The 25,672-nt window shown below is 55.7% G+C and carries 22 protein-coding genes; 12 read left to right on the top strand and 10 right to left on the bottom strand.

The genetic code is table 11. The annotated features are described in order from the left end of the window. The first annotated feature begins 67 nt into the window (after positions 1-67). A complete protein-coding gene (pitA, locus tag ACOTXL_RS22180) occupies positions 68-1,567 on the top strand; it encodes an inorganic phosphate transporter PitA (RefSeq protein WP_003861225.1) in 1,500 nt (499 codons plus the stop codon). 54 nt (positions 1,568-1,621) lie between these two features. On the opposite strand, the gene uspB is transcribed toward pitA, so the two are convergent. Then, positions 1,622-1,957 carry a universal stress protein UspB gene (gene uspB, locus ACOTXL_RS22175; protein ID WP_003861224.1) on the bottom strand — a complete coding sequence of 112 codons (336 nt, stop codon included), beginning with the start codon at positions 1,955-1,957 and terminating at the stop codon, positions 1,622-1,624. Between the two features lie 283 nt (positions 1,958-2,240). Between uspB and uspA the strand changes: the two genes are divergently transcribed. Beyond that, a complete protein-coding gene (gene uspA / locus ACOTXL_RS22170) occupies positions 2,241-2,678 on the top strand; it encodes a universal stress protein UspA (protein WP_003861223.1) in 438 nt (145 codons plus the stop codon). Between the two features lie 95 nt (positions 2,679-2,773). Here uspA and rsmJ read toward each other — a convergent pair whose 3' ends face one another. Together rsmJ and prlC are read right to left on the bottom strand one after the other, a co-directional pair. Further along, positions 2,774-3,526: a 16S rRNA (guanine(1516)-N(2))-methyltransferase RsmJ gene (gene rsmJ, locus ACOTXL_RS22165; protein WP_045350959.1), complete on the bottom strand. Its 753-nt coding sequence runs from the start codon at positions 3,524-3,526 to the stop codon at positions 2,774-2,776. Between the two features lie 7 nt (positions 3,527-3,533). Then, the gene (gene prlC / locus ACOTXL_RS22160; RefSeq protein ID WP_022652005.1) at positions 3,534-5,576 is read right to left on the bottom strand and encodes an oligopeptidase A; all 2,043 of its coding nucleotides are present in this window, start codon (positions 5,574-5,576) and stop codon (positions 3,534-3,536) included. A 206-nt stretch (positions 5,577-5,782) separates the two neighbouring features. Here prlC and ACOTXL_RS22155 point away from each other — a divergent pair, with 206 nt between their 5' ends. The 4 genes from ACOTXL_RS22155 to ACOTXL_RS22140 all read left to right on the top strand — a co-directional run bounded on the left by ACOTXL_RS22155 (position 5,783) and on the right by ACOTXL_RS22140 (position 10,398). Beyond that, a complete protein-coding gene (locus ACOTXL_RS22155) occupies positions 5,783-6,625 on the top strand; it encodes a 23S rRNA (adenine(2030)-N(6))-methyltransferase RlmJ (protein WP_006808562.1) in 843 nt (280 codons plus the stop codon). Between the two features lie 70 nt (positions 6,626-6,695). Then, the gene (gene gorA, locus ACOTXL_RS22150) at positions 6,696-8,048 is read left to right on the top strand and encodes a glutathione-disulfide reductase (protein WP_003861215.1); all 1,353 of its coding nucleotides are present in this window, start codon (positions 6,696-6,698) and stop codon (positions 8,046-8,048) included. A gap of 171 nt (positions 8,049-8,219) precedes the next feature. Then, positions 8,220-8,507 carry a hypothetical protein gene (locus tag ACOTXL_RS22145; protein WP_003861213.1) on the top strand — a complete coding sequence of 96 codons (288 nt, stop codon included), beginning with the start codon at positions 8,220-8,222 and terminating at the stop codon, positions 8,505-8,507. 241 nt (positions 8,508-8,748) lie between these two features. Further along, entirely contained in the window at positions 8,749-10,398 is a 1,650-nt protein-coding gene (locus ACOTXL_RS22140; RefSeq protein ID WP_003861211.1) for an alpha,alpha-trehalase, read from the top strand. A gap of 47 nt (positions 10,399-10,445) precedes the next feature. Here the strand turns inward: ACOTXL_RS22140 and ACOTXL_RS22135 are convergent, their stop codons facing one another. Beyond that, complete coding sequence (locus tag ACOTXL_RS22135; protein ID WP_045350960.1) at positions 10,446-12,032, bottom strand: STY4199 family HEPN domain-containing protein; 1,587 nt, start codon at positions 12,030-12,032, stop codon at positions 10,446-10,448. 146 nt (positions 12,033-12,178) lie between these two features. Between ACOTXL_RS22135 and ACOTXL_RS22130 the strand changes: the two genes are divergently transcribed. Then, positions 12,179-12,712 (top strand): GNAT family N-acetyltransferase, encoded by a 534-nt coding sequence (locus ACOTXL_RS22130; RefSeq protein ID WP_045350961.1) that lies wholly within the window; start codon positions 12,179-12,181, stop codon positions 12,710-12,712. A gap of 77 nt (positions 12,713-12,789) precedes the next feature. Continuing rightward, positions 12,790-13,128: a lysozyme gene (locus ACOTXL_RS22125; RefSeq protein ID WP_003861206.1), complete on the top strand. Its 339-nt coding sequence runs from the start codon at positions 12,790-12,792 to the stop codon at positions 13,126-13,128. Here ACOTXL_RS22125 and ACOTXL_RS22120 read toward each other — a convergent pair. Continuing rightward, a complete protein-coding gene (locus tag ACOTXL_RS22120) occupies positions 13,107-13,709 on the bottom strand; it encodes a helix-turn-helix transcriptional regulator (RefSeq protein WP_003861204.1) in 603 nt (200 codons plus the stop codon). The genes ACOTXL_RS22125 and ACOTXL_RS22120 overlap by 22 nt on opposite strands. A gap of 173 nt (positions 13,710-13,882) precedes the next feature. After that, on the bottom strand, positions 13,883-14,641 hold the full coding sequence (locus ACOTXL_RS22115) for an SDR family NAD(P)-dependent oxidoreductase (protein ID WP_023323855.1): 759 nt from the start codon (positions 14,639-14,641) through the stop codon (positions 13,883-13,885). Between the two features lie 119 nt (positions 14,642-14,760). Here ACOTXL_RS22115 and ACOTXL_RS22110 point away from each other — a divergent pair, with 119 nt between their 5' ends. The 3 genes from ACOTXL_RS22110 (at position 14,761) to ACOTXL_RS22100 (ending at position 18,319) form a co-directional block, all read left to right on the top strand. Next, positions 14,761-15,660 (top strand): LysR family transcriptional regulator, encoded by a 900-nt coding sequence (locus ACOTXL_RS22110; RefSeq protein WP_032608090.1) that lies wholly within the window; start codon positions 14,761-14,763, stop codon positions 15,658-15,660. 50 nt (positions 15,661-15,710) lie between these two features. Continuing rightward, the gene (yhjD, locus tag ACOTXL_RS22105) at positions 15,711-16,736 is read left to right on the top strand and encodes an inner membrane protein YhjD (RefSeq protein WP_003861199.1); all 1,026 of its coding nucleotides are present in this window, start codon (positions 15,711-15,713) and stop codon (positions 16,734-16,736) included. Positions 16,737-16,996: 260 nt separating this feature from the next. Continuing rightward, positions 16,997-18,319, top strand: a complete 1,323-nt coding sequence (locus ACOTXL_RS22100; RefSeq protein WP_003861198.1) for an MFS transporter — start codon at positions 16,997-16,999, stop codon at positions 18,317-18,319. 250 nt (positions 18,320-18,569) lie between these two features. Here ACOTXL_RS22100 and ACOTXL_RS22095 read toward each other — a convergent pair whose 3' ends face one another. Both ACOTXL_RS22095 and pdeH read right to left on the bottom strand, forming a co-directional pair. Then, complete coding sequence (locus tag ACOTXL_RS22095; protein WP_017693812.1) at positions 18,570-20,612, bottom strand: AsmA family protein; 2,043 nt, start codon at positions 20,610-20,612, stop codon at positions 18,570-18,572. A 65-nt stretch (positions 20,613-20,677) separates the two neighbouring features. Further along, positions 20,678-21,451, bottom strand: coding sequence for a cyclic-guanylate-specific phosphodiesterase (gene pdeH, locus ACOTXL_RS22090; protein ID WP_023314999.1), 774 nt, complete (start codon positions 21,449-21,451; stop codon positions 20,678-20,680). Positions 21,452-21,681: 230 nt separating this feature from the next. Here pdeH and ACOTXL_RS22085 point away from each other — a divergent pair, with 230 nt between their 5' ends. Further along, entirely contained in the window at positions 21,682-22,611 is a 930-nt protein-coding gene (locus ACOTXL_RS22085; RefSeq protein ID WP_003861191.1) for a sugar kinase, read from the top strand. Between the two features lie 61 nt (positions 22,612-22,672). Here the strand turns inward: ACOTXL_RS22085 and ACOTXL_RS22080 are convergent, their stop codons facing one another. Next, positions 22,673-24,163, bottom strand: coding sequence for a M16 family metallopeptidase (locus ACOTXL_RS22080; protein WP_045350962.1), 1,491 nt, complete (start codon positions 24,161-24,163; stop codon positions 22,673-22,675). A 222-nt stretch (positions 24,164-24,385) separates the two neighbouring features. Beyond that, a complete protein-coding gene (gene dctA / locus ACOTXL_RS22075) occupies positions 24,386-25,672 on the bottom strand; it encodes a C4-dicarboxylate transporter DctC (protein ID WP_015571524.1) in 1,287 nt (428 codons plus the stop codon).

The following is a 25,672-nucleotide window of genomic DNA, read 5'->3' as shown; positions in this document are numbered from 1 at the left end:
TTTGCCCGTTGCGCATTTGTCCTGGATAATGCGCCGCGTTCATGTCCTCAAAATGGCGTAACGTCCTATGCTACATTTGTTTGCCGGCCTGGATTTACATACCGGGCTTTTATTATTGCTTGCTCTGGTTTTTGTGCTGTTTTACGAAGCGATCAACGGCTTCCACGACACTGCAAACGCAGTAGCAACGGTTATCTACACTCGCGCAATGCGATCGCAGCTTGCGGTTGTTATGGCGGCGGTATTTAACTTTTTTGGTGTCCTCCTGGGCGGACTGAGCGTTGCGTATGCCATTGTGCATATGCTGCCAACGGATCTGCTGCTTAACGTGAGTTCCGGTCATGGCCTGGCCATGGTGTTCTCTATGCTGCTTGCTGCGATTATCTGGAACCTCGGTACCTGGTATTTCGGCCTGCCGGCATCCAGCTCTCACACCCTCATCGGCGCGATTATCGGTATCGGGTTAACCAATGCCCTGATGACCGGGACCTCCGTCGTTGATGCGCTGAATATCCCGAAAGTTCTCGGCATTTTCGGCTCTCTGATCATCTCCCCTATCGTCGGTCTGGTGGTGGCGGGTGGCTTGATTTTCATCCTGCGTCGCTACTGGAGCAACACGAAAAAACGTGCGCGTATCCACCTGACGCCAGCAGAGCGTGAGAAGAAAGACGGCAAGAAAAAGCCGCCGTTCTGGACGCGTATCGCGCTGATCATTTCCGCTATCGGCGTCGCCTTCTCTCATGGCGCGAACGATGGTCAGAAAGGTATCGGCCTGGTGATGCTGGTTCTGATTGGCGTCGCACCGGCGGGCTTCGTGGTTAACATGAACGCCTCCGGTTACGAAATCACCCGTACCCGTGATGCGGTAAACAACGTTGAGACTTACTTCCAGCAGCATCCTGATTTGCTGAAGAAAGCGACCGGCGTGGACCAGCTGATTCCTTCTCCGGAGTCAGGCGCAACGACGGCACCGGGCGAGTTCCATTGCCATCCGGCAAACGCGATTAACGCGCTGGAACGTGCGAAAGGCATGCTGGCCGATATCGAAAGCTATGACAAACTGGCTGTTGAACAGCGTGGTCAGCTGCGTCGCATCATGCTCTGTATCTCCGACGTGACCGATAAAGTCGCGAAGCTGCCAGAGGTTAATGCTGACGACCAACGTCTGCTGAAGAAACTGAAAGGCGATATGCTCAATACCATTGAGTACGCGCCAATCTGGATCATCATGGCGGTCGCGCTGGCGCTGGGTATCGGTACGATGATTGGCTGGCGTCGTGTGGCGACCACCATCGGCGAGAAGATCGGTAAGAAAGGCATGACCTATGCGCAGGGTATGTCCGCGCAGATGACGGCAGCGGTATCTATCGGTCTGGCGAGTTACACCGGTATGCCAGTCTCCACCACCCACGTACTCTCTTCGTCCGTGGCAGGTACAATGATTGTTGACGGCGGCGGTTTGCAGCGTAAAACCGTGACCAACATCCTGATGGCCTGGGTGTTCACCCTCCCGGCGTCCATCCTGCTGTCTGGCGGTCTGTACTGGATTTCGCTGAAGCTGATTTAATCGGCTGAAGGCGACAAAAAAGCGGGTCAGGAAACTGGCCCGCTTTTTTTATGCTCAGTGCCAAATCATCAGCGCAATCATACTCACCACAACCAGACCACAGAGGGCGCTGGTCAAAATGAACTGACGACGCAGGCGCTCGCAGCGACGGATAAACTCTTCATCGTGGTGATCGCGGTAGCGTTGGTAGTAGATATACCCCACCAGACGCATCTGCTTGCTGGGCTGTCCGTGCGAGGTGAAGAACCCTCCACCGTCCACATACTGATAAAGCAACGGATCGCAACCACGAAGTACCACTAACAGCGCACGTAACGATGAGAAGTAGCGCGCCATATTCACTATGCAAACCACGCATAACGCCCAAAACAATGCGACGGTGCTAATCATACATCCTCCCCGGCGTCCGCCCACGAAGCAAGGCTCCTGAGCTACCGCACCCCAATGCCCTGACAGACAGTTCAGTGAAAGAATGACCAAAAGTCGATCCGGTTCGCGTTTTAATATCCGAACGGCTCATTAAATAGTGTAGGAGATCCGTTAATTTTTTTGCCACAAGGTTAATCGTTATCAACACCAAAGCTTGAAAAATATGTTTAACTGGGCCGTAATGAAAGCATCAGACGACGGCTTTCCCATTTAGTCATCGATAACTTAAGGAAGGAGTAACACTATGGCTTACAAACACATTCTTATCGCGGTAGACCTCTCCCCGGAGAGTAAAGTGCTGGTTGATAAAGCAGTATCCATGGCACGTCCCTACAACGCGAAAGTTTCGCTGATTCACGTTGATGTGAATTACTCCGACCTCTACACCGGTCTGATCGACGTGAATCTCGGCGATATGCAGAAACGCATCTCCGAAGAGACTCACCACGCGCTGAGCGAGCTTTCTACCAACGCGGGCTATCCGATCACTGAAACCTTAAGCGGTAGCGGCGATCTGGGCCAGGTGCTGGTTGATGCGATTAAGAAATACGATATGGACCTGGTGGTATGTGGTCACCATCAGGACTTCTGGAGCAAACTGATGTCTTCCGCGCGCCAGCTGATTAACACCGTTCACGTGGATATGCTGATTGTTCCACTGCGTGACGAAGAAGACGAGTAAGTGCGTTAAATTCCCCTCACTAACCCTCTCCCAAAGGGAGAGGGAATAGATCGAGGATGTAGGCCGGGTAAGGCGAAGCCGCCACCCGGCTTTTTCTATTCCGGCGTACCCGAATAAATATCAAACCGGTGCCCTTTCGTGGTCACCGCGTTAGTGGTCGCAACGTCCGCCAGCGGCGGCGCATAGTCCGGCCGCTTCACCACCACACGCTTCGTCGCCAGCTGACGAGCCGGTTCCAGCAGGCCATCGGCATCTAAATCTGGCCCCACCAGCGACTGAAACACCCGCATCTCTTTCTTCACCAGCGCGCTTTTCTGCTTATGCGGGAACATGGGGTCGAGATAAACCACCTGCGGGCGCGGGGTGATGTCGGTGAGCGCCGTCAGGCTGGAGGCATGAATAAGTTGCAAACGTTCCTGTAACCACGAGCCGATTTCCGGGTCCGCATAGCCTCGCGTCAGCCCGTCGTCAAGCAGCGCGGCGACAACCGGATTACGCTCCAGCATCCGCACCCGGCAGCCCACCGAGGCCAGCACAAACGCATCGCGCCCCAGCCCCGCCGTGGCGTCCACCACGTCCGGAAGATAGTTCCCTTTAATGCCAACCGCCTTGGCCACCGCTTCGCCGCGACCGCCGCCGAACTTACGCCGGTGCGCCATCGCGCCGCCGACAAAATCGACAAAAATCCCGCCAAGCTTTGGCTCATCGCGCTTGCGCAGCTCCAGATGTTCCGGCGTCATCACCAGCGCCATCAGGTTGTCTTCATCATGTTCCAGCCCCCAGCGGGCCGCCAGAACAGATAAGGCGCCGTCCCCGGCGCCTGTTTCATTTACTAAGCAGATCTTCACGTAGCAATCAGCCTTTGATTCCGTAATGCTCCAGCATCGCATCCAGCTGCGGCTCGCGGCCACGGAAGCGTTTGAACAGCTCCATAGGCTCTTCTGAACCGCCGCGGGTCAGGATGTTGTCGAGGAACGACTGACCGGTTTCGCGGTTGAAAATCCCCTCTTCTTCGAAGCGCGAGAAGGCATCCGCCGCCAGCACGTCGGCCCACAGGTAGCTGTAGTAGCCTGCGGCGTACCCGCCTGCGAAGATATGGCTGAACGCGTGCGGGAAGCGTCCCCAGGTTGGCCCTGGAATAACGGCAACCTGCTTTTTAATCTCAGCCAGGGTTTCGAGGATTTTCGCCCCCTGCTCCGGGCTGAACTCGGCGTGCAGGCGGAAGTCGAACAGGCCGAACTCCAGCTGGCGCAGGATAAACATCGCCGCCTGGTAGTTTTTCGCTGCCAGCATTTTATCCAGCAGTTCTTTCGGCAGCGGTTCACCCGTTTCGTAATGACCGGAGATAAACGCCAGCGCGTCCGGCTCCCAGCACCAGTTTTCCATAAACTGGCTAGGCAGCTCGACCGCATCCCATGGCACACCGCTGATACCGGCGACGCCAGCGGTTTCGATGCGGGTCAGCATGTGGTGCAGGCCGTGACCGAACTCGTGGAACAGGGTGATCACTTCATCGTGGGTAAACAGCGCAGGTTTGCCGCTCACCGGACGGTTGAAGTTACAGGTCAGGTAGGCGACCGGTTTTTGCAGGGAACCATCCGCTTTACGCATCTGGCCCACGCAGTCGTCCATCCACGCCCCGCCGCGCTTGTTCTCACGCGCGTAGAGATCGAGGTAGAAGCTACCGCGCAGTTCATTTTTCTCGTCATACAGCTCAAAGAAGCGCACGTCCGGATGCCAGACGTCGATGTCGGTACGCTCTTTCGCGGTAATGCCGTAGATGCGTTTCACCACCTCGAACAGGCCGTTAACGGCTTTGTTTTCCGGGAAGTACGGACGCAGTTGTTCGTCGCTGATGCTGTAGAGATGCTGTTTCTGTTTTTCGCTGTAGTACGCGATATCCCACGGCTGAAGCTCGTCTACGCCGAACTCCGCTTTCGCAAAGGCGCGCAGCTGAGCCAGCTCTTTTTCACCCTGCGGACGGGCGCGTTTCGCCAGATCGGTCAGGAAGTCGAGCACCTGCTGTGGGTTCTCGGCCATTTTGGTGGCGAGGGATTTATCCGCGTAGCTGTCGAAGCCCAGCAGCTGTGCCAGCTCGTGGCGCAGGGCGAGGATCTCCGCCATCACCGGGCTGTTATCCCATTTGCCCGCATTCGGCCCCTGATCGGAGGCGCGGGTGCTGTAGGCGCGGTACATCTCTTCGCGCAGGGCCTGGTTGTCGCAGTAGGTCATCACCGGCAGATAGCTTGGGATATCCAGCGTTAACAGGAAGCCTTCCTGCTCTTTCGCTTCGGCCTGGGCTTTTGCCGCCGCCAGCGCGCTTTCCGGCATGCCCGCCAGTTCAGATTCATCGGTAATCAGCTTCGTCCAGCCCATGGTGGCGTCGAGGACGTTGTTGCTGTACTGATTACCCAGCTCGGACAGGCGCGCAGCGATTTCACCATAGCGAACCTGTTTTTCTTTTGGCAGGCCAATCCCGGACAGTTCGAAATCACGCAGGGCGTTATCGACCGATTTTTTCTGCGCCGTGTTCAGTTCGGCATAGTGGTCGCCGTCGCGCAGGTCGCGGTAGGCTTTGTAGAGCCCCTCATGCTGGCCGACCCAGGTGCTGTACTCAGAGAGCAGCGGCAGGGTTTGCTCGTAGGCTTCACGCAGCTCCGGGCTGTTTTTTACCGAATTCAGGTGGCTCACCGGGGAGAAGATGCGCCCCAGCACGTCGTCCACTTCGGCCAGCGGCTGACACAGATTTTCCCAGGTGTACGGCCCGCCCTGCGCGACCACGCTTTCTACCGCCGCGCGGCAGTTGTCCAGCGATTGCGTAACCGCTGGAACCACATGCTCAGGGAGGATTTTAGAAAACGGTGGCAACGAAAAAGGCGTCAGTAATGGATTGGTCATAAACGCTGTCCTGTTGAAATAGGTGAATGAAGCGCGCATCCGGCGCTGTGCATATTGTTCAGTAATGGGGTTAAGTGTAGAGGATTTCAATGCCAGACGTGGCGGAAAAGAGCCCGGTGGCGCTGCGCTTACCGGGCCTGCGGGTAATCTGTGCCGTTCTGCTGTAAACTGTGGCAAATCGTCAATTCAGCGGAATATCATTACCCATGCTCAGTTATCGCCACAGCTTCCACGCAGGCAACCACGCCGACGTCCTCAAACACACCGTTCAGAGCCTGATCATCGAATCGCTTAAAGAAAAGGATAAACCGTTCCTTTATCTGGACACCCACGCGGGCGCGGGCCGTTATCAGCTGAGCGGCGAGCATGCTGAGCGTACCGGTGAATATCTGGAAGGGATTGCGCGTATCTGGCAGCAGGACGATCTGCCTGCCGAGCTGGAGCCGTACATTGGCGTGGTGAATCACTTCAACCGCAACGGCCAGTTGCGTTACTACCCTGGCTCCCCGCTGATTGCCCGCCAGCTGCTGCGCGAGCAGGACAGCCTCCAGTTAACCGAGCTGCACCCGAGCGACTTCCCGCTGCTGCGTTCTGAGTTTCAGAAAGATAACCGCGCCCGCGTAGACAAAGCCGATGGTTACCAGCAGCTGAAAGCCAAACTGCCGCCGGTTTCCCGTCGCGGCCTGGTGCTAATTGACCCACCGTACGAAATCAAAACCGACTATCAGGCGGTGGTGACCGGCATTAACGAAGGTTACAAACGCTTTGCGACCGGCACCTATGCTCTGTGGTATCCGGTAGTGCTGCGCGCGCAAATTAAACGCATGATCAAAGACCTCGAAGCGACGGGCATTCGCAAAATCCTGCAAATTGAGCTGGCGGTGCGCCCTGACAGCGACCAGCGCGGCATGACCGCGTCCGGCATGATCGTCATTAACCCGCCGTGGAAGCTCGAAGCACAGATGAACAACGTGCTGCCGTGGCTGCACAAAACGCTGGTGCCAGCCGGTACGGGTCACGCCACCGTGAGCTGGATCGTGCCGGAGTAATCGCAGCCATCGGTGGAAACTATTGATTTCAGGTATACAATCGCGGCAATTCACGATTAAGGACAACGCTATGACTAAGCATTATGACTACATCGCAATCGGCGGCGGCAGCGGCGGCATCGCCTCCATCAACCGTGCAGCCATGTACGGCCAGAAGTGTGCGCTGATTGAAGCCAAAGAACTCGGCGGCACCTGCGTGAACGTGGGTTGTGTACCGAAGAAAGTGATGTGGCATGCCGCGCAAATCCGTGAAGCTATCCATATGTATGGCCCGGACTACGGCTTTGACACCACCATCAACCACTTCGACTGGGATAAACTGATCGCCAGCCGTACCGCCTACATCGACCGTATTCACACCTCGTACGATAACGTGCTGGGCAAGAATAACGTCGACGTGATCCGCGGCTTTGCCCGTTTCGTGGATGCGAAGACGATCGAAGTGAACGGCGAGACGATCACCGCCGATCACATCCTGATCGCCACCGGCGGCCGTCCGAGCCACCCGCACATTCCGGGCGCGGAATACGGTATTGACTCCGACGGGTTCTTCGAGCTGCCTGCTCTGCCAGAACGCGTTGCCATTGTGGGCGCAGGTTACATTGCGGTTGAACTGGCCGGCGTGATTAACGGCCTGGGGGCGGAAGCGCACCTGTTCGTGCGTAAACACGCGCCGCTGCGCAGCTTTGACCCGCTGATCGTCGACACGCTGGTCGAGGTGATGAACGCCGAAGGCCCAACCCTGCACACCAACGCCGTGCCAAAAGCGGTGGTGAAAAATGCGGACGGTAGCCTGACGCTGGAGCTGGAAGATGGCCGCAGCCAGACCGTTGACTGCCTGATCTGGGCGATTGGCCGTGAACCGGCCACCGACAACTTCAACCTGGCCGCAACCGGGGTGAAAACCAATGAAAAAGGCTACATTGTCGTTGATAAATTCCAGAACACCAGCGTACCGGGCATTTATGCCGTCGGTGATAACACCGGTGCCGTAGAGCTGACGCCGGTTGCCGTGGCGGCGGGGCGTCGTCTTTCCGAGCGTCTGTTTAACAACAAGCCGGACGAACATCTGGATTACAGCAACATTCCGACCGTGGTCTTCAGCCACCCGCCAATCGGTACCGTCGGCTTAACCGAGCCGCAGGCGCGTGAGCAGTACGGCGATGATCAGGTGAAAGTGTATAAATCGGCGTTTACCGCGATGTATACCGCGGTCACCTCGCACCGTCAGCCGTGCCGCATGAAGCTGGTCTGCGTGGGCCCGGAAGAGAAGATCGTCGGCATCCACGGCATTGGCTTCGGCATGGACGAGATTCTGCAAGGCTTCGCGGTGGCGCTGAAGATGGGCGCAACGAAGAAAGACTTCGATAACACCGTGGCAATCCACCCGACTGCGGCGGAAGAATTTGTGACCATGCGCTGATCGGTCTGATCCGCAACAAAACCGGCCAACTGGCCGGTTTTTTTATGCCCTGGGCAGGTAAACCCAACGGGTGTACAAACGGTAACAAAATAACCCGCTACCCGCGGTGGAATTAACTAATCTTAGAAAGCGCTACGCGTTCGCCTGTTACTACGGAAAAAGATTAGAGATATGAAAATGCACGTAAAGATCACCGCAAAACTGATGGCCAAAATGCACCTTGTTCTCGCGCTGGTATGGGCGATACTGACTATTCCTACCCTGCTGTGGTGGAAAAACAGCATTCTGTGGGTGTCGTTAATGAGCATTTACGCTATCGTGATTTCCCATCTGGCTGCGTACAGCGCCGCCCATGCAGAAAAAGCGGCCAGCAAGGCGATGGATAAAAGCGAAGGCGCCAGCCAGAAAGCCAATCAAACCGCCAACAGCCTTCAAGGCAATGCGCGTCAGGCACATTAATCCCTGCGTATATGCAGAATACCGAATGCTCTGAATTTTATTCCTGCTCTGTTTCCAAAGATTCTGATTTAATGATTTCATAATCAAAGGGATATCTGATTTTCAGCGTGTTTAAATCCATTTTGAAAGCGTGATCTACCGCACACTTCGCACCGCATTAACCGAAGCGAATGTCTACGCTTAAAAGATAGCCGGGAAAAACCCGTATTTGTTACGACAAAAACCGGAGGTCCTGAACACCATGTTCAACCAGAAACTACAGACTGCCGAGGATATCGAGTTCGATATTGCAGAAGAGCTGCGCTATGAAACCGATCCCTGTGAGTTAAAACTGGATGAGATGATCGAGGCAGAGCCGGAACCGGAAATGATTGAAGGGCTGCCGGCGTCCGATGCCCTTACGCCCGCTGACCGCTACCTTGAACTGTTTGAACACGTCCAGTCGTCGCGGCTGTTTGCGGACAGCAAAACCTTTCCCGACTGCGCGCCGAAGATGGATCCGCTGGATATTTTGATCCGCTATCGCAAGGTGCGTCGCCACCGTGATTTTGACCTGGCGCGCTTTGTAGAGAATCACTTCTGGCTACCGGAGGACTACAGCAAAGAGTACGTCTCTGATCCCGGCCTGTCCCTGAAAGAACATATCGATAATCTGTGGCCGGTGCTGACGCGCGAGCCGCAGGATCACATCCCGTGGTCGTCGCTGCTGGCGCTGCCGCAGGCCTATATTGTGCCCGGCGGGCGATTCAGCGAGACCTACTACTGGGACTCTTACTTCTCCATGCTGGGGCTGGCAGAAAGCGGTCGTAACGATCTGCTGAAATGTATGGCCGATAACTTCGCCTGGTTGATTGAGCGCTACGGCCATATCCCGAACGGCAACCGCACCTACTATCTCAGCCGCTCCCAGCCGCCCGTTTTTGCCCTGATGGTGGAGCTGTTTGAAGAGGACGGCGTGCGCGGGGCGAAGCGCTATCTTGAGCACCTCAAGATGGAGTACGCCTTCTGGATGGACGGGGCGGAATCGCTGCTGCTCAATCAGGCCTATCGCAGTGCGGTTCGTATGCCGGATGGCTCATTGCTCAACCGTTACTGGGACGATCGCGATACGCCGCGGGATGAATCGTGGATTGAGGACGTTGAAACTGCCCGTCATTCTGGTCGTCCGCCGAACGAGGTGTACCGTGACCTGCGTGCCGGGGCAGCCTCAGGATGGGATTACTCATCCCGCTGGCTGCGCGATCCTGCGCGGCTGGCCAGCATCCGCACAACACAATTTATCCCCATCGATTTGAACGCATTCCTGTTCAAACTGGAGAGCGCTATCGCCAACATCTCCGCGTCGAAAGGGGATAAAGAGACGGCTGATCTGTTCCGCCAGAAAGCCAGCGACCGGCGCGCGGCGGTAAACCGCTATCTGTGGGACGAAGAGAACGGCTGTTATCGTGATTACGACTGGCGGCGTGAAGCCCTGGCGCTGTTCTCTGCGGCCAGCATTGTGCCGCTGTATGTGGGCATGGCGACGCATGAGCAGGCTGAACGGCTGTCCGATGCCGTTAAAGCCCGTCTGCTCACGCCGGGCGGTATTCTCGCCACCGAATATGAAACCGGGGAGCAGTGGGATAAGCCGAACGGCTGGGCGCCGCTCCAGTGGATGGCGATCCAGGGGTTCAAGCAGTACGGCAACGACTCGCTGGGAGATGAGATCGCCTGGAGCTGGCTGCACACGGTGAACCATTACTACAAAACCCATCATAAGCTGATTGAGAAGTACCACATCGCCAGCAGCACGCCACGCGAAGGTGGCGGGGGGGAGTATCCGTTGCAGGATGGCTTCGGCTGGACGAATGGCGTGGTGCGGCGGTTGATTGGGTTATATGGTGAACCTTGAGCCTTGCCCCTTACCCTAACCCTCTCCCCTGAGGGGAGAGGGAAAAGTTAACGAATCACCTCATAAATGGCAGTCTGGATGGACTGCCATTTTTTTGTGCTGGCATCGGGCTGCGTCTTCGCGCGGCGCGTTGCCATATCGGCGTCGTGCTGCTGGCGTTTCACCACCGCAGGGACGGTACAGAATGCTTTCAGGTACTGCTTACGCATAGGCGTCAGCGATTCCCCGTTCGCCATCGCATGGCTAAGCGTATTAATAAAGCGTCGGCAGGGCTTTTGCTCTGTCATTTGCAGGCGGTAGCGCAACATTACTTCCAGCACACCGTCGTAGCCTGCCGACAACGCCTCCTCCGTCCATGACATTTTCCAGTCCATCCCGCCCTGCAAAAACAGGAGCGCCACCCGGGTATCGTTGCGGCTAATCGCTGAACGGAAGTTGTTTTCATCCCAGGTGACACCCATCCGCGTCAGCGTTTCTCGCGAGGAAGGCGTTTCGCGCATCTCCTGCACCGGTGCGGGAGATGCCGTACTGGCCACAGCCGGCTGCGGTTTACTGCTGGTCACCAGCCAGAATCCCCCCACGACAATCGCGATAACCATCACGCCAACCGCTCCCCACAGCACGCCGGAAATCAGCTGTTCGCGCTGCTCTGGCGTACGCGTGGCACGCTGAGTCGGTTTTTCTATACTGTCGCGCACTTCAAAAAGATCGCCGCCTGTGGTGCGGTCCATTTTTTGCGCCTTTTCCCAGAACGCGTGCAGCTCGCTTTCGTCCACCGCCATCAGCGCCGCCGGGTTAACGCGTGTCCGCCCTTCCTCAAACGCGCGCTGAACGGAGCGGGTGATCTGCGTGTAATAGCAGTCGAGCAGCTGGATTTGCGCTCCGCTTAACGGTTGCTGCACGGTGATGCTGTTGCGAATTTGTCGAATATCTTCGAGGAAGGTTTGCAGGGTTTTGCGGGGCTCTACCAGCAGCGTCAGCATGTCCGGGGCGTTAAACAGCGGCGCGTAGTAGCGGCTAAATTCTTTTTTATCCACCAGCAGCTGGGCCAGTTCGCTGAATAACATGCCGCTCAGAACATCATTAATTTCACCGTTTTTCAGCCAGCGACGCACGCGTTCAGCGTTAAACAACGTCTTAAGATGATTATTCAGCCGCACCGGATCGGGCCACGCCTGCTGTATCAGCCCTCTAATCATCAGCTCAATGGCACGCACCTGTTTCTGCGCCTGAAGCTGGCTCTCCTTCTCTGGCATCCTCCCGGTTTCGTAGGTCAGGAGGGGCTGTTGCAGACGCAGATATTCAAGGGAGGTGACGAAGCGCATCGCCGCAATCAGCTGGTTTTCGCTGACATCCTGCCCGCTTTCATACTGGGGAACGCGCTGCTGAAGCAAGCGTAATTGCAGCGTAAAGGCTGTCATTTCCGCATCATTCAGGTTCAGCTTCCTGGCTACAGCGCCCCACCCGCCCAGCCCCAGGCGGGCGCTATCAAGTTGCTCCAGAAACCAGCGTGGATCTTTTCCTTCAGAAACATGTACATTCAACAGAAGTAAAATTTCAACAGACGCCTGACGGATCGCCGCCAGACAGTGTTCAAACTGTTCGCGGGTATGATGCGATGAGCTAATCATCATTGTTTTCCTTGAGAGACAATGAGTACCGCTAAAGCGGCATTAAAAGTCGTTTTTCTTTTTATTTATATGAGGTTAAACATACCTGACTTTCTGTTGAAATAAAGTGACAACCTTATAATCATTTGCAATGTCTCCGGAGGATCGTCATGCCCGCCTTAACCACCGCGCGTCTCACCTGCTCGCCGCTGCAAGAGCAAGACTGGCCCTTTTTTCTGTCGCTACAGCAAAATCCTGAGGTAATGCGTTATGTCGCCCCTGCGCGTAGCGAGGCGGACATTCGGGAAGCCTTTGAGTCTCGTCTGTTGCCGTGGACGCCGGGCAGTTCGCACTGGCTCTGCCTTATGGTGCGTGAGACGGCCAGCCATACGCCGCTGGGCGTAACCGGATATGTGCACCGGGAAGCAGATTGTGCAGAAGTCGGTTTTCTCTTTGCGCCTTCTGCGCAGGGGAAAGGTTACGGCTTTGAATCTCTGCGGGCTGTGTGTAATTTTGCGCTGACTCAGGGCAATATCCGTCGGCTCACCGCGACCGTGACGGCGGGAAATATCGCCTCCAGGCGACTGCTGGCAAAAACAGGTTTTCAGCTGGAAGGTGAGTTGCGCGAGAGTTATTTCCTTTCAGGGCAATGGCATAACGACTGGCTATTCGGTTTACTGAAAAAGGAATTCCCGTTCAGTTAAACCTGATCAACAGCCATTTGGCGGATATTTCCCCGGCGGCGTTTCCTCTATAGTCGCGTCATTAAGAGGAAACGCTTATGACGGGTTATGCAATGCAGATATCTTCTGCTGCAATCGCATTAATTAAAAAACAACAGGGTCTTTCCCTGGAGAAATACCGTGACGAAAAGGGAATATGGGTTATAGGTTATGGTCACGTAATTCGCCAGTGGGAAAAATTTAACGGTCTCATCACGCCGACTGAGGCGGAGAATTTGCTTTGTAATGATATTCAATTATGTGAGGCGCTGCTGCGGGAAATGAACAAACGCCCATTAACCCAACAGCAGCATGACGCACTGATATTAACCCTCTTCAGTTTTGGGGAAGAGTCCCCTCTGCCAGAGAAGATCCTTCAGGCCGTCGCCCGGGTGTAGTACATCGCAGCTTGCGTCCGGTTTTTGACATCAAGACGCCGGAAAAGCGTCTCAAGATGGGCTTTTACCGTTGCCGCACTGATATTGAGATTACGTCCAATCTCTTTATTGGACTCTCCGGCCGCCAGTAACTTCAATACCTCACGCTGGCGCTCGCTTAACACTGCCAGTTCATCCTGAGAGGTGTGCTGCTTCAGCCACTCGCCGGGAAAACAGACCATTCCTCGCGATACAGAATCCAGCACTGCGGAAAAGCGTTCGGGATTCGCATTGCGAGGAATTATCGCCACCACGTTGCGCTGAAACATTTGCTCAACCCAACGCCGCTCTTTTTTCGTTAACACCAACACCACGCGCGACGTTGGAAAGCGATCCATAATCTCTTCCAGTAAAGCCACACCATTATCACGAATTAAATACCCATCTATCATGACGATAGCGGAGGGTGACGCGGATAATTGCGCCCATAATTCATCAGTCTGACGAGTTCCTGTCATATCTATTTTCGGAATTAACTTCTGCAAACTATACATCGCTCCATGAATAAATAATGACTGCCTGTCAAACATGATTACTCGCATCGTTTTACTCCTCTGAGAATAGCGAAGGGGGATTCTACAGAGGCATTTTTTAAGAAAAAACTCAATGAATGGAGAGGTTACAAATCACCCAGCTCTCTTTATATCTTCCAGCATTTAGACATACCTGTTTTAAGGATTTCCTTAAGAGGGTTCCTTCCCCTTAAGACTGAACATTACAGAAACATACCGCCTGAAACTTCAATACGTTGCGCATTCATCCAGCCCAGTTTGTCACTGAGCAACGCCGCAATGGCGTCACCAATATCATCGGGCAGGCCCACGCGTCCCAGCGCTGTCTGCGAGGCCAGCAGCTGGTTAAGCTCCGCATTATCCCGCACTCGCCCGCCCCCAAAGTCGGTTTCAATCGCGCCGGGCGCGATGATATTGACGGAAATTCCGCGCGCGCCAAGCTCTTTTGCCTGATAGCGGGTCAGCACCTCCATCGCCCCTTTCATTGCCGCGTAGGTTCCTGAACCGGGCTGAGTAAAACGGGCCAGTCCGCTGGAGACGTTCAGGATCCGCCCTCCGTCTTTTATGAGCGGCAGCAGCTGTTGCGTGAGGAAAAACGGTCCTTTGAAGTGAATGTTCATCGCATCATCAAACTGCGCCTCGGTCGTCTCGGTATAGGGTGCATATAACCCTGTACCTGCGTTGTTCACTAAATAGTCAAAGGTGTCACGTTGCCAGACGTGTTTAAGGGTATCTTTCACCTTTTGAGCAAAGCGCGAAAAGCTTGCCGTATCGCCGACGTTGAGCTGCAATGCTGCCGCTTTTCCGCCTTTTCCCTCGATTTCGCGCACAACTTCCTGCGCCTCCTGCTGGCTGTTGTTCCAGGTGAGGATAATGCCTGTCCCTTCCGCGGCCAGCTTCAAAACGGCATTTTTACCCAGGCCGCGGCTACCGCCCGTCACTAAAGCAATACGTTCACTCATAATTCACCTCGTTTCGGCTGTGATGAAGATTGAGAAAGAGCTTATTAGATGGTAGAAAATCAATAAATAGTGCCGTGAGCGCTTCACTGTTTCATTCTTAACAACAATGACCAACATCTATGGATAAAATACACGCAATGCAGCTTTTCCTTCGGGTCGCGGAACTGGAGAGTTTTTCCCGCGCGGCGGAGACGTTAAGCCTGCCGAAGGGGAGCGTATCGCGACAGATCCAGGCACTGGAAAACGCGCTGGGCACGCAGCTGCTGCACCGCACTACCCGCCGCGTCAGCCTGACGCAGGACGGCATGGTTTATTACGAGCGCGCCAAAGATCTGCTGATGAATCTGGACGAACTGGACGGCATGTTCCTGCACGACCCTTCAACCATCAGCGGTCGGCTACGTGTGGATATGCCCGTTGCCATTGCGCGAAATGTCGTCATTCCGAAACTGCCTGCATTTTTACAACAGTTTCCCGGCATTGAACTGGAGCTGAGTAGCAGCGATCGTCTGGTCGATGTCATCCGCGAAGGATTTGACTGCGTGGTTCGCGTGGGAAACTTAAAGGACTCCGGGCTTATCGCCCGGCCGCTTGGGAAGCTCTCGGTGATTAATTGCGCCAGCCCGGATTATCTGACGCGATTTGGCTACCCTGAGACGCTGGACGATTTGGCTTCGCATGCCCTCATTCACTACTCCGCCACGCTGGGCACCCGTCCGCAGGGTTTTGAGTATTACAACGGCAGCGCGACCCGGTGGGTAAAAACGGGAGGCGTATTGTCGGTTAACAGCACAGAAACCTACCAGGCCGCCTGTATCGCCGGGCTTGGGATTATTCAGGTCCCGCGCGTCGGGGTGCGTGATGCCCTGCGCACGAAAAAACTCGTTGAGATCCTGCCGCAATATCGGGCTGAACCAATGCCCGTCTCCCTCATTTATCCCCACCGCCGTAACCTCTCCCGTCGGGTGCATGTGTTTATGGAGTGGCTTACCGAACTCACAAAAGGTTACGTGGACTAGTCGCAAGCTATAATTCAGTAACATCCAGCTCAACGAAAAGGAAAATGCGCGTGACGCCGGAAAATAACCCGCAACGACCGACTCAACATTTAGATTATGAACCCATCAAAAAGATGGATAACGAGCCTGAAGCGCCGAAAGAGCCTGGAACGGCCAGCAAAGCGCTGGGCACCGTGACCGGCATAGCCGAAAAAATTCAGCAGATACCCGCGATTGCTCACCTGATACGCGCCGCTGAGCGCTTTAACGACCGCATGGGAAATCAGTTTGGCGCGGCGATTACCTATTTCTCGTTCCTGTCGATGATCCCCATCCTCATGGTGTCATTTGCCGCCGCCGGTTTTGTGCTGGCGTCTCACCCGACGCTGTTGCAGGACATCTTCAATAAGATCCTGACCAACGTCAGCGACCAGACGCTCGCCACAACGCTCAAAAGCACCATCAATACCGCCGTGCAGCAGCGTACCACCGTGGGTATCGTCGGGTTGCTGATTGCGCTCTATTCCGGGGTGAACTGGATGGGCAACCTGCGTGAGGCTATTCGCGCCCAGTCGCGTGACGTCTGGGAGCGTAGGCCGCAGGATCAGGAGAAGATATGGGTGAAGTATCTGCGCGACTTTATTTCGCTGATTGGGCTGCTGGTGGCGCTGGTCATCACGCTCTCTATCACCTCGGTCGCCGGTTCCGCGCAGCAGATGATTATCTCCGCGCTGTACCTGGATTACATTGAATGGCTGAAACCGGCCTGGCGCGGTATAGGGCTTGCCATCTCCATCTTTGCTAACTACCTGCTTTTCTTCTGGATCTTCTGGCGTTTGCCCCGCCATCGGCCGCGCAAGAAGGCGCTGATCCGTGGGACGTTGATTGCCGCCATTGGCTTTGAAGTGATCAAAATTGTGATGACCTATACGCTTCCGTCGCTGGTGAAGTCGCCCTCCGGCGCGGCCTTTGGTTCGGTGCTGGGGCTGATGGCTTTCTTCTATTTCTTCGCTCGCCTGACGCTGTTCTGCGCCGCGTGGATCGCCACGGCTGAGTATAAAGATGACCCGCGCATGCCGGGTAAAACCCACCGCTGATGTCCTGTCGGGCTGATATTTCAGCCCGATCCGCCATTTCAGCATATAAATCCAGTCCGTAACTTTTATTTAACGCAAAACCAGTTTTAATGACTAATATTTAAAAAGTGTGAAGCATTTCATAGAAGTGTTTTCGCTGGTCTGAAAATTATCCGCTTTTTGTTGCTTTTATGACCACGCCACGCCTTTGTTACAGATTGAAATGTCGCTTTTGCTATGCCTAATATGGCCCTTCGTTCGTCCAAAAATAAGAAAATATTATGCAAGCAACAGCCACCACACTTAACGAAGGGGCGGAACACGTTCCGGTCAACTCGCGCAATAAAGTCGTCGTCGCATCGCTGATTGGCACCGCCATTGAGTTCTTCGACTTTTATATTTACGCCACCGCTGCGGTCATTGTCTTTCCGCATATTTTTTTCCCTCAGGGCGACCCGACGGCAGCCACGCTACAGTCTTTAGCCACCTTTGCTATCGCCTTCGTTGCGCGTCCGATTGGTTCAGCGGTCTTTGGGCATTTTGGCGATCGCGTTGGCCGTAAAGTCACGCTGGTTGCCTCGCTGCTGACGATGGGGATCTCCACCGTCGCCATCGGCCTGCTGCCGACCTATGAAACTATCGGCATTCTGGCGCCTGTGCTGCTGGCGCTGGCGCGCTTTGGTCAGGGTCTGGGGCTGGGCGGGGAATGGGGCGGCGCGGCACTGCTGGCGACCGAAAACGCTCCGGCGCGCAAGCGTGCCCTGTATGGCTCTTTCCCGCAGCTGGGCGCACCGATTGGGTTCTTCTTCGCTAACGGCACCTTCCTGCTCCTCTCCTGGCTGCTGACCGATGAACAGTTCATGAGCTGGGGCTGGCGTATTCCGTTCGTCTTCTCTGCCGTGCTGGTGCTGATTGGCCTGTACGTGCGCGTGTCGCTGCACGAGACGCCGGTCTTTGCTAAAGTCGCCGCGGCGAAAAAGCAGGTTAAAGTTCCGCTGGGGACGCTGCTGACCAAACACCTCCGCGTGACCGTGCTGGGCACGTTCATCATGCTGGCGACCTACACGCTGTTCTACATCATGACCGTTTACTCCATGACCTTCAGTACTGCCGCCGCGCCGGTCGGCCTGGGCCTGCCACGTAACGAAGTGTTGTGGATGCTGATGATGGCGGTCATCGGATTTGGTGTGATGGTGCCTATCGCGGGCCTGCTGGCGGATAAATTTGGCCGTCGTTCAAGCATGATCGTCATCACCTCCCTGATTATTCTGTTCGCGCTGTTTGTCTTCCCGCCGCTGCTGGGTTCAGGTAGCCCTGCGCTGGTGATGGCGTATCTGCTGATTGGCCTGAGCCTGATGGGGCTGACCTTTGGCCCAATGGGCGCGCTGCTGCCGGAGCTGTTCCCGACTGAAGTGCGTTACACCGGCGCGTCGTTCTCCTATAACGTTTCGTCGATTCTGGGCGCCTCGGTAGCCCCGTATATCGCCACCTGGCTTCAGGCGAACTATGGCCTGTTCTATGTGGGTGTCTATCTGGCAGCAATGGCAGCGCTGACGCTGATTGCGTTGCTGCTGACGCATGAGACGAAGCATCAGGCGCTGTAAGTGAATGCCGGGGCGAGGCGCGGGGATGCGCCGAGAGGGCGGGTCGCCAGGGTGGTGGCGACTGAGCCACCCTGGCACGTTCACCGGTCATGTCGTGACAGAGTAGCAAGGAACATAAAGTGAACGGAATGACCACCAGAGCCGTATGTTCCCCCTCACCCCAGCCCTCTCCCTCAAGGGAGAGGGGGCCGTCTGTGCAGGCATTATTTTGTGGGGATCCCTCAGCCCACAGGGAGAGGGAGAAACGGGACTACTTCTTCATCTGCGACAAAATCGTCCGACACTGATTCGCTTCGCCTTCTGACGGCGAAATCAACGCCAGCAGCGCCGCCGCAGGGGTCACCAGCGTAGCGAGCGCGGCGGCGACCGCACCACGCGCAATCAACGGCCCAGCCTTCACGCCCGCCTGCGGATCTTTGAAGGTTCCGCGAACGTACAGCGGCGAGCGCAGGGTGATGATACGAATGCCTTTACTTTCCGGATCGATGGTTAAATCGAGCTGCTCGGACGCCATGCTGGCGGTACCGGTGACGTTGATAACCGCGTTTTCCGTGTCGAAGGCGAAGATCTGCGGACGCGCCACGCCGTTGACCAGATCCAGATTTGCCGCCGCGCAGTTAACGCGTACTTCGTCGTCACCGAAGATTTGCCCGATGATAAAGTTCCCGACGTTCAGCCCCAGGATCTCCATCAGGTTACGGCTCACCAGCCCGTCGTTCATCAGCAGTTTCAGGTTGCCGTTTCCGCTGCCCAGCAGCGCCGCTACGGAGTTACCCGTGCCGCGAATATCCGCGTCGCCGTTCATCTCACCGAGGGTTTTCTGCATCAGCTCCACGTCCGGCATCAGCTCTTTCAGCTTCAGCCGACGCGCCTGGATCTCCGCCCTTCCCTGCATCGGCTTTTTATCCCCCTCCAGGTGGATATTCGATGAAATGGTTCCCCCGGCCATGCCAAACTTCAGCGGTTGCAGGCGCAGGTCGGCGTTTTTCAGGATGATATGGGTCGAGAGGTTGCTCAGCGGCAGCGTGCTGCCATGCTCGATTTTACGTCCTTTGAAGCGCACATCCGCATCCATCACGTCCCATTTGTCGGTTTCGAAGCGGTCATAGGGCAGCACTTTACCCGCAGGCTGAACGTCCTTTTTAACCTCTTTAGACTTCGTGCCTTTGCCCGAATCTACGCCAATCAGCGGACCAAGATCGGCCAGACGCAGCTGGCGGGATTCAACGTCCCCCTCCAGTTTCGGGCGCGGTTTACCGGTGGTGTAGGTCAGCGTGCCGTGGATATCGCTGTCGCCGATGCGGCCGTTGAATCCACGGTAGTCAAAGACGGACGATTTTTCGGTGTTGATTTTGGCAACCAGGTGCCCGTCCGTTTCAAACGGCGGAGTATCCGGCAGCAGTACGCCGGTGAGATCGTACAGTTCCCCCAGCGAATCACCGGCAAACTTAAGCTGGAGGTCGACGCCGCCCATGTTCATCGGGTCGTTAACCGTGCCCACGAACGCCACGCGGGTATTGCCGGAGCGAAAATCCGCCTGCACCGGGAACGGCGTGCCCTCGCTCCTGAGCGCCAGCATGCCGCCGATTTTGCCTTTACCGGTGAGCGGCTGGCCGTTGTAGCGCCCTTTCGCCGTCAGGCCAAAGACGTAATCGCCCGCTTTGCTGTCATCGCCTTTGGCTTTGCTGCCCGTGACTTCGCTAAACGGCAGCGGCTTGCCCAGCGGATCGACGAGGATCTCCACGTCAGCCTTACTCACTTTATCGTCAATGGCGATCCGCCCCCGATCGAACAGAATATTGTCGAGGCGGAAAGACCACGAAGAGGGCTGCGCATTTTGATCTTTATCGCCGCTGCTGGCGAGATCGAACGTCCAGTTGTTGTTTTTCTCTGACAGGCGAATCAGCCGCGCGTCGGGCTGCTGGAGTTTGATCCACGGCAGATACACCGTTTTGGTTAACAGGGCTAACGGCGCCAGCGTGGCTTCCACTCGCGGCAGGTGGATCATGGTTACTTCGGGGATGTCGGGCGGGTTACCGAGAATAATATCGTCGGCATGAACGTGCGGCCAGGGCACCCAGCTCCGCCAGCCAGTTTCCTCTTTCTGGCGCTCCCACACGACGCCCAAATCGCCACGTATTGCGAAGGGGCGGTTCAGCTCGGTTGAGACTTTCTGGTTGATGGTCGGTTTGAGGCGGTTCCAGTCAAACGTGGCGATAATGATGATTAAGACCACGATCAGCAACAAGAAAATCCCTGCTGTCCAGGAAATCACCCTGGTTGTTTTTGTCATTGTTGTCCCCTTTCCTGATGAACTTGCCTCTAAAACTATAGTTCAGACAAAGGGAAGCGGGCAGATCAGAGGCTGGTTATCACCTTTTCCAGGGTATCCATGGGGACAGGACGAGAGAGGAAATAACCCTGTGCCGCCGCTGCCGGGGAATTTTGCACGTCGCGCCACTCCTCCAGCGTTTCTACGCCTTCCACAATGACGCCCTGGCAATAGCGGTTCATCAGTTGCAGGAGCATCGTAAACAGGTTCCGTCCCTCCGGCGTCTGGCGCAGCATGATAAACAGATCGCGGGCCACTTTGATGTAGTCATAACGCACTTCGCTCAGGGCGGAGAAATTGGCCATACCGGTACCGAAATCATCCAGCCACAGCGGGCCAAACTCACACATCGAGGCAAACGAGGAGTCCTGCGGCAGCTGAACATGTTCCACCAGCTCGAAGCGCATCCACGGCAAGGTAGCAATCAGCGCCTGCAACGTCGCATTCTGACGTAACGCCATCAGGGTGGGGCCATCCACGTTCACCGACGCCAGAATACCGTGCTGCTCGAAGAACGCCTGCTTCGTCGCCAGCATTCTCAGCTGCTCTTCCAGCACGTCGATACGCTGACGCACGGCAACCTCCGCAAAATAGCGGTCCGGTGCAATACGCTTTGAAGGATTCGATGGATGAGTGACGACCGTTAACACCTCAATCGCCATTAACCGACCGTCGGTACGGTAGATGGGCTGATAGGTGTACGCTCGCTCACATTGCAGCCAGTAGCGATGCTCCTGCAAGTTCTCAATACTTGCCTCAGGCGTAGTGCTCAGCCGCTGGATAACCTGCTCTGACTTCATTTCGGATGTCCTGTTGTATGGGATAGCCTTTCTGGACTCGTCACTGAGTTATCGGCCCGCCAGGTGAGAACTTTATGTTCAATTCACCGGGAAAATGAAATTAAGATGACAGAAATATGCCGGAATACGCGCTGGCTCAAAAAAAATAATGGAACGTCGTTTTAATATAGTTGACCATAAAAAACACACAGCGCACACTACCCTTAATTACTTTGTTCAGGTTCACGACTATGTCTAAAAAAATTGCCGTGATTGGCGAATGCATGATTGAGCTGTCCCAGAAAGGCGCGGAAGTCAGCCGCGGTTTTGGTGGCGATACATTGAACACCTCCGTTTACATTGCCCGTCAGGTCTCCCCCGACGCGCTGAGCGTGAGCTACGTTACCGCGCTGGGAACGGACAGCTTCAGCCAGCAGATGCTGGAAGCCTGGCAGGGTGAAAACGTTGGGACCTCGCTGATCCAGCGAATGGAAAACCGCCTGCCGGGTTTGTACTACATCGAAACCGACAGCACCGGCGAGCGCACCTTCTATTACTGGCGTAATGAAGCGGCCGCCAAATTCTGGCTGGAAAGCGAGGCCGCCGCTGCCATTTGCGAAGAACTGGCGACCTTCGATTATCTCTACCTGAGCGGGATCAGCCTGGCGATCCTGAGCCAGGAGAGCCGTGAAAAGCTGCTGTCACTGCTGCGCGAATGCCGTGCCAATGGCGGTAAGGTGATTTTCGATAACAACTACCGTCCACGTTTGTGGGCCAGCCGCGAAGAGACGCAGCAGGTCTACCAGCAGATGCTCGAATGCACCGATATCGCCTTCCTGACGCTGGATGATGAAGATGCTCTGTGGGGCGAAAAACCGGTTGATGAGGTCATCGCCCGGACGCAGGCTGCCGGGGTCAGCGAAGTGGTGATCAAGCGCGGGGCGGAGTCTTGCCTGGTGGCGGTTGCAGGTGAAGCCGTGACAGAGGTCCCGGCGGTGAAGCTGGCGAAAGAGAAAGTGATCGATACCACTGCGGCGGGAGATTCTTTCAGCGCGGGGTATCTGGCGGTACGTCTGACGGGAGGTACGCCGGAAGCGGCGGCGCAGCGCGGTCATTTAACGGCCAGCACGGTGATTCAGTATCGCGGAGCGATTATTCCGCGCGAGGCGATGCCTGCTTAAGGACTGGGCGGGCTGATGCCCTCACCCTAACCCTCTCCCACAGGGAGAGAGGACGCAGGGCTTACTGGCCCTGCGGAATATCGCTCGCATCCTGATGTAAATCATCGGCTGCCGTTTGCGCTGGCTGCGGCGCCGTCGCCATGATGGCGTTCCAGGTGGCCTTCAACTCTTTCATGTCATATTCCGGCTCACCTTTCGGCTGTAACAGAATCAACGCCATATCCTGCGACAACTGCTGGCGCAGATCCTGATTCAGCATCTCCACGGTCAGACCGTTCAGGAAGTCCTGACGCAGTTTCTGATACTGCTCCGGCGCGATATCCACCACCTGATTCTGCAAGGAGCGAATGCGCTGGCTGATTAAGATATCGGTATCGGCGCGGGCATAGGTGGCGAACAGTTTCTGCAATTCAAGGGATTTCTGCGCCACCAGCGCGTTAAACTCCTCTTCAGACAGGCCCTCTTTACGCACTTTAGCCAGCTCTTTCGCCACCACGCCGAGATTGGCATTGAGCTTATCGCCCGGCGATTCCACGTTAATGGCGCACTGGGCGCGCTGGAACAGCACACGGCAGTCAAAGCCCAGGCCAATATCTTTCACGTTGTTCTTGCTGAGCGTCTGCTGAACGTGCCAGAACAGCGCTTCACGCGCGAGATCCGCACGCCAGTAACGCAGCAGCGCAGAAGACTCGCGGATCGGCTGCCAGGCCGTATCCCACATCATTGAAAGACGATCCTGACGCACGGTATCCGTCATGATGCTGACCGTCTCAGGACGCAGCGGGGACAAGGTAGGAACAGGGGCAGGCGTTTCACGCTTCCCTTTCAGATCGACAAAGGCTTTGTTGATCTGCTCTATCACCGCACGGCTGTCCACGTTGCCCACTACAATGAGGGTCATGGCATCCGGGGTGTACCACTGCTGGTAGAAAGATTTCACCTGCTCTGCATCCACCGGCTGTTTCAGCGGTTCTGCCGGGTCGTGGCCAAGCAGCGTGGACCCTTTCAGGCGGTAGCGCCACCAGCCTTCTTTGGTATCCGTCGGCCAGGTCGCCACCATGTCGCTGTTGCTCAACGCATAGTTTACGGTCTCAGGCGTAATCGCCAGTTTGCCGGTGGCATCGGATAGATAGGTAAGCGCTTCTTTAAGCAGATCGTTACGGTTGTTGGGCAGGCTCAGGTTAAACATGGTGTAGTCATAGGAGACCACAGCCGGGGGCAGCGGGCGTTTCGGATCGATGGCCTGTTGCCATAAAGAACGCACCTGAACCGCCTGCAAACTGCCGCTCTGGGTGAGCGCCAGTCGAGGAATAAAGTGGCTTAAGCCGGTCTGCTGGGTGCTTTCAGTGAGGGAGCCGGTATTCACAGAAAGACGGATTTCAATGCGATCGCTCGGACGTTGCGGAGTGGATAATACCTGCCACTGGAAACCGTTCGCCAGTGTTCCCTGTTGCCAGGCCGGGTCTGGCTGGAGCGCATCTGCCTGCACATAACTGGCTGCTGCCATCATCAGCAAACCGCCGGTTAAGAGTCGAATTTTTGTGCCCTGCATGTGAACCCCTGATCAACATTCCTGGTTAAAGAGAGTGTCTCGCGACGTGAGCACTCAAAGATGACGATGAAAACCTTCCGATTAGACAGCGTGTTCAGCTAAACGTCACGGGCGGAAGTGAAATATACCCAAAAAAAATCTTGTCGAATTATGACAGGTATGAACGGTTATTATGCGCAGGTGCCCGCATCCCCACAAGGGAATACGGGCATTTATGAGGGATTAAGAGGATAAACCGGGGGTTTTGTCCTCAGATGTGCGGTTATTCAGCGTATCGTTAAGCTTCTTGTGATCCAGCTCTTTCACCCACTTCGCCACCACAATCGTCGCCACGCCATTGCCGACCAGGTTGGTTAACGCACGGGCTTCAGACATAAAGCGGTCAATACCGAGGATCAGGGCCAGGCCCGCCACCGGCAGATGGCCCACCGCCGAAATGGTGGCCGCCAGCACGATAAATCCGCTGCCCGTTACGCCCGCCGCCCCTTTTGAAGAGAGCAGAAGCACCACCAGCAGCGTAATCTGATGGAAGATATCCATGTGGCTGTTAGTGGCCTGGGCAATAAAGACCGCCGCCATCGTCAGGTATATCGAGGTGCCATCCAGGTTAAAAGAGTAGCCCGTAGGAATAACCAGCCCCACCACTGACTTACGGCAGCCCAGCTTTTCCATTTTATCGAGCATACGCGGCAGCGCGGACTCCGAAGAGGATGTGCCGAGGACAATCAGCAGCTCTTCACGAATGTAACGAATAAATTTGAAGATGCTGAAGCCGGTCGCACGGGCGATGGAGCCGAGCACCACCACCACAAACAGAATACAGGTGATGTAGAAGCAGACGATCAGCTGGCCCAGCTGTACCAGCGTGCCGACGCCGTATTTCCCGATGGTGAAGGCCATCGCGCCAAAGGCGCCAATCGGGGCCAGACGCATAATCATGTTGATGATGCCGAAGATAACCTGCGAGAAGCTTTCAATGACGTTAAAAATCAGCTGGCCTTTGCTGCCAAGACGGTGCAGGGCAAAGCCAAACAGCACGGCAAACAGCAGTACCTGGAGGATGTTTCCGCTGGCGAACGCGCCAATCACGCTGCTCGGGATCACGTCCAGCAGGAAGGCAACAATCCCCTGATCTTTCGCCTGTTCAGCGTAAACCGCCACCGCTTTCGCATCCAGCGTGGCCGGGTCAACGTTCATGCCCGCGCCAGGCTGTACCACGTTGACAATAATCAGGCCGATAATCAGCGCGATGGTACTGACAATCTCGAAGTACAGCAGGGCAACCGCCCCCGTACGCCCGACCGCCTTCATGCTTTCCATGCCAGCGATACCGGTCACCACGGTACAGAAAATGACCGGCGCGATGATCATTTTGATGAGCTTAACGAACGCGTCGCCAAGCGGTTTCATCTGCGCGCCCAGCTCCGGGTAGTAGTGACCGAGCAGAATACCGATGGCGATGGCTGTCAGGACCTGGAAGTAAAGACTTTTGAAGAGTGAGGTTTTCAT

The sequence above is a fragment of the Enterobacter cloacae complex sp. IR5402 genome (genome assembly GCF_049238125.1).
GTDB lineage: Bacteria > Pseudomonadota > Gammaproteobacteria > Enterobacterales > Enterobacteriaceae > Enterobacter > Enterobacter hormaechei_C.
Note: the sequence above shows the minus strand (reverse complement) of the source record. Positions and strands in the feature narration are given on the sequence as shown.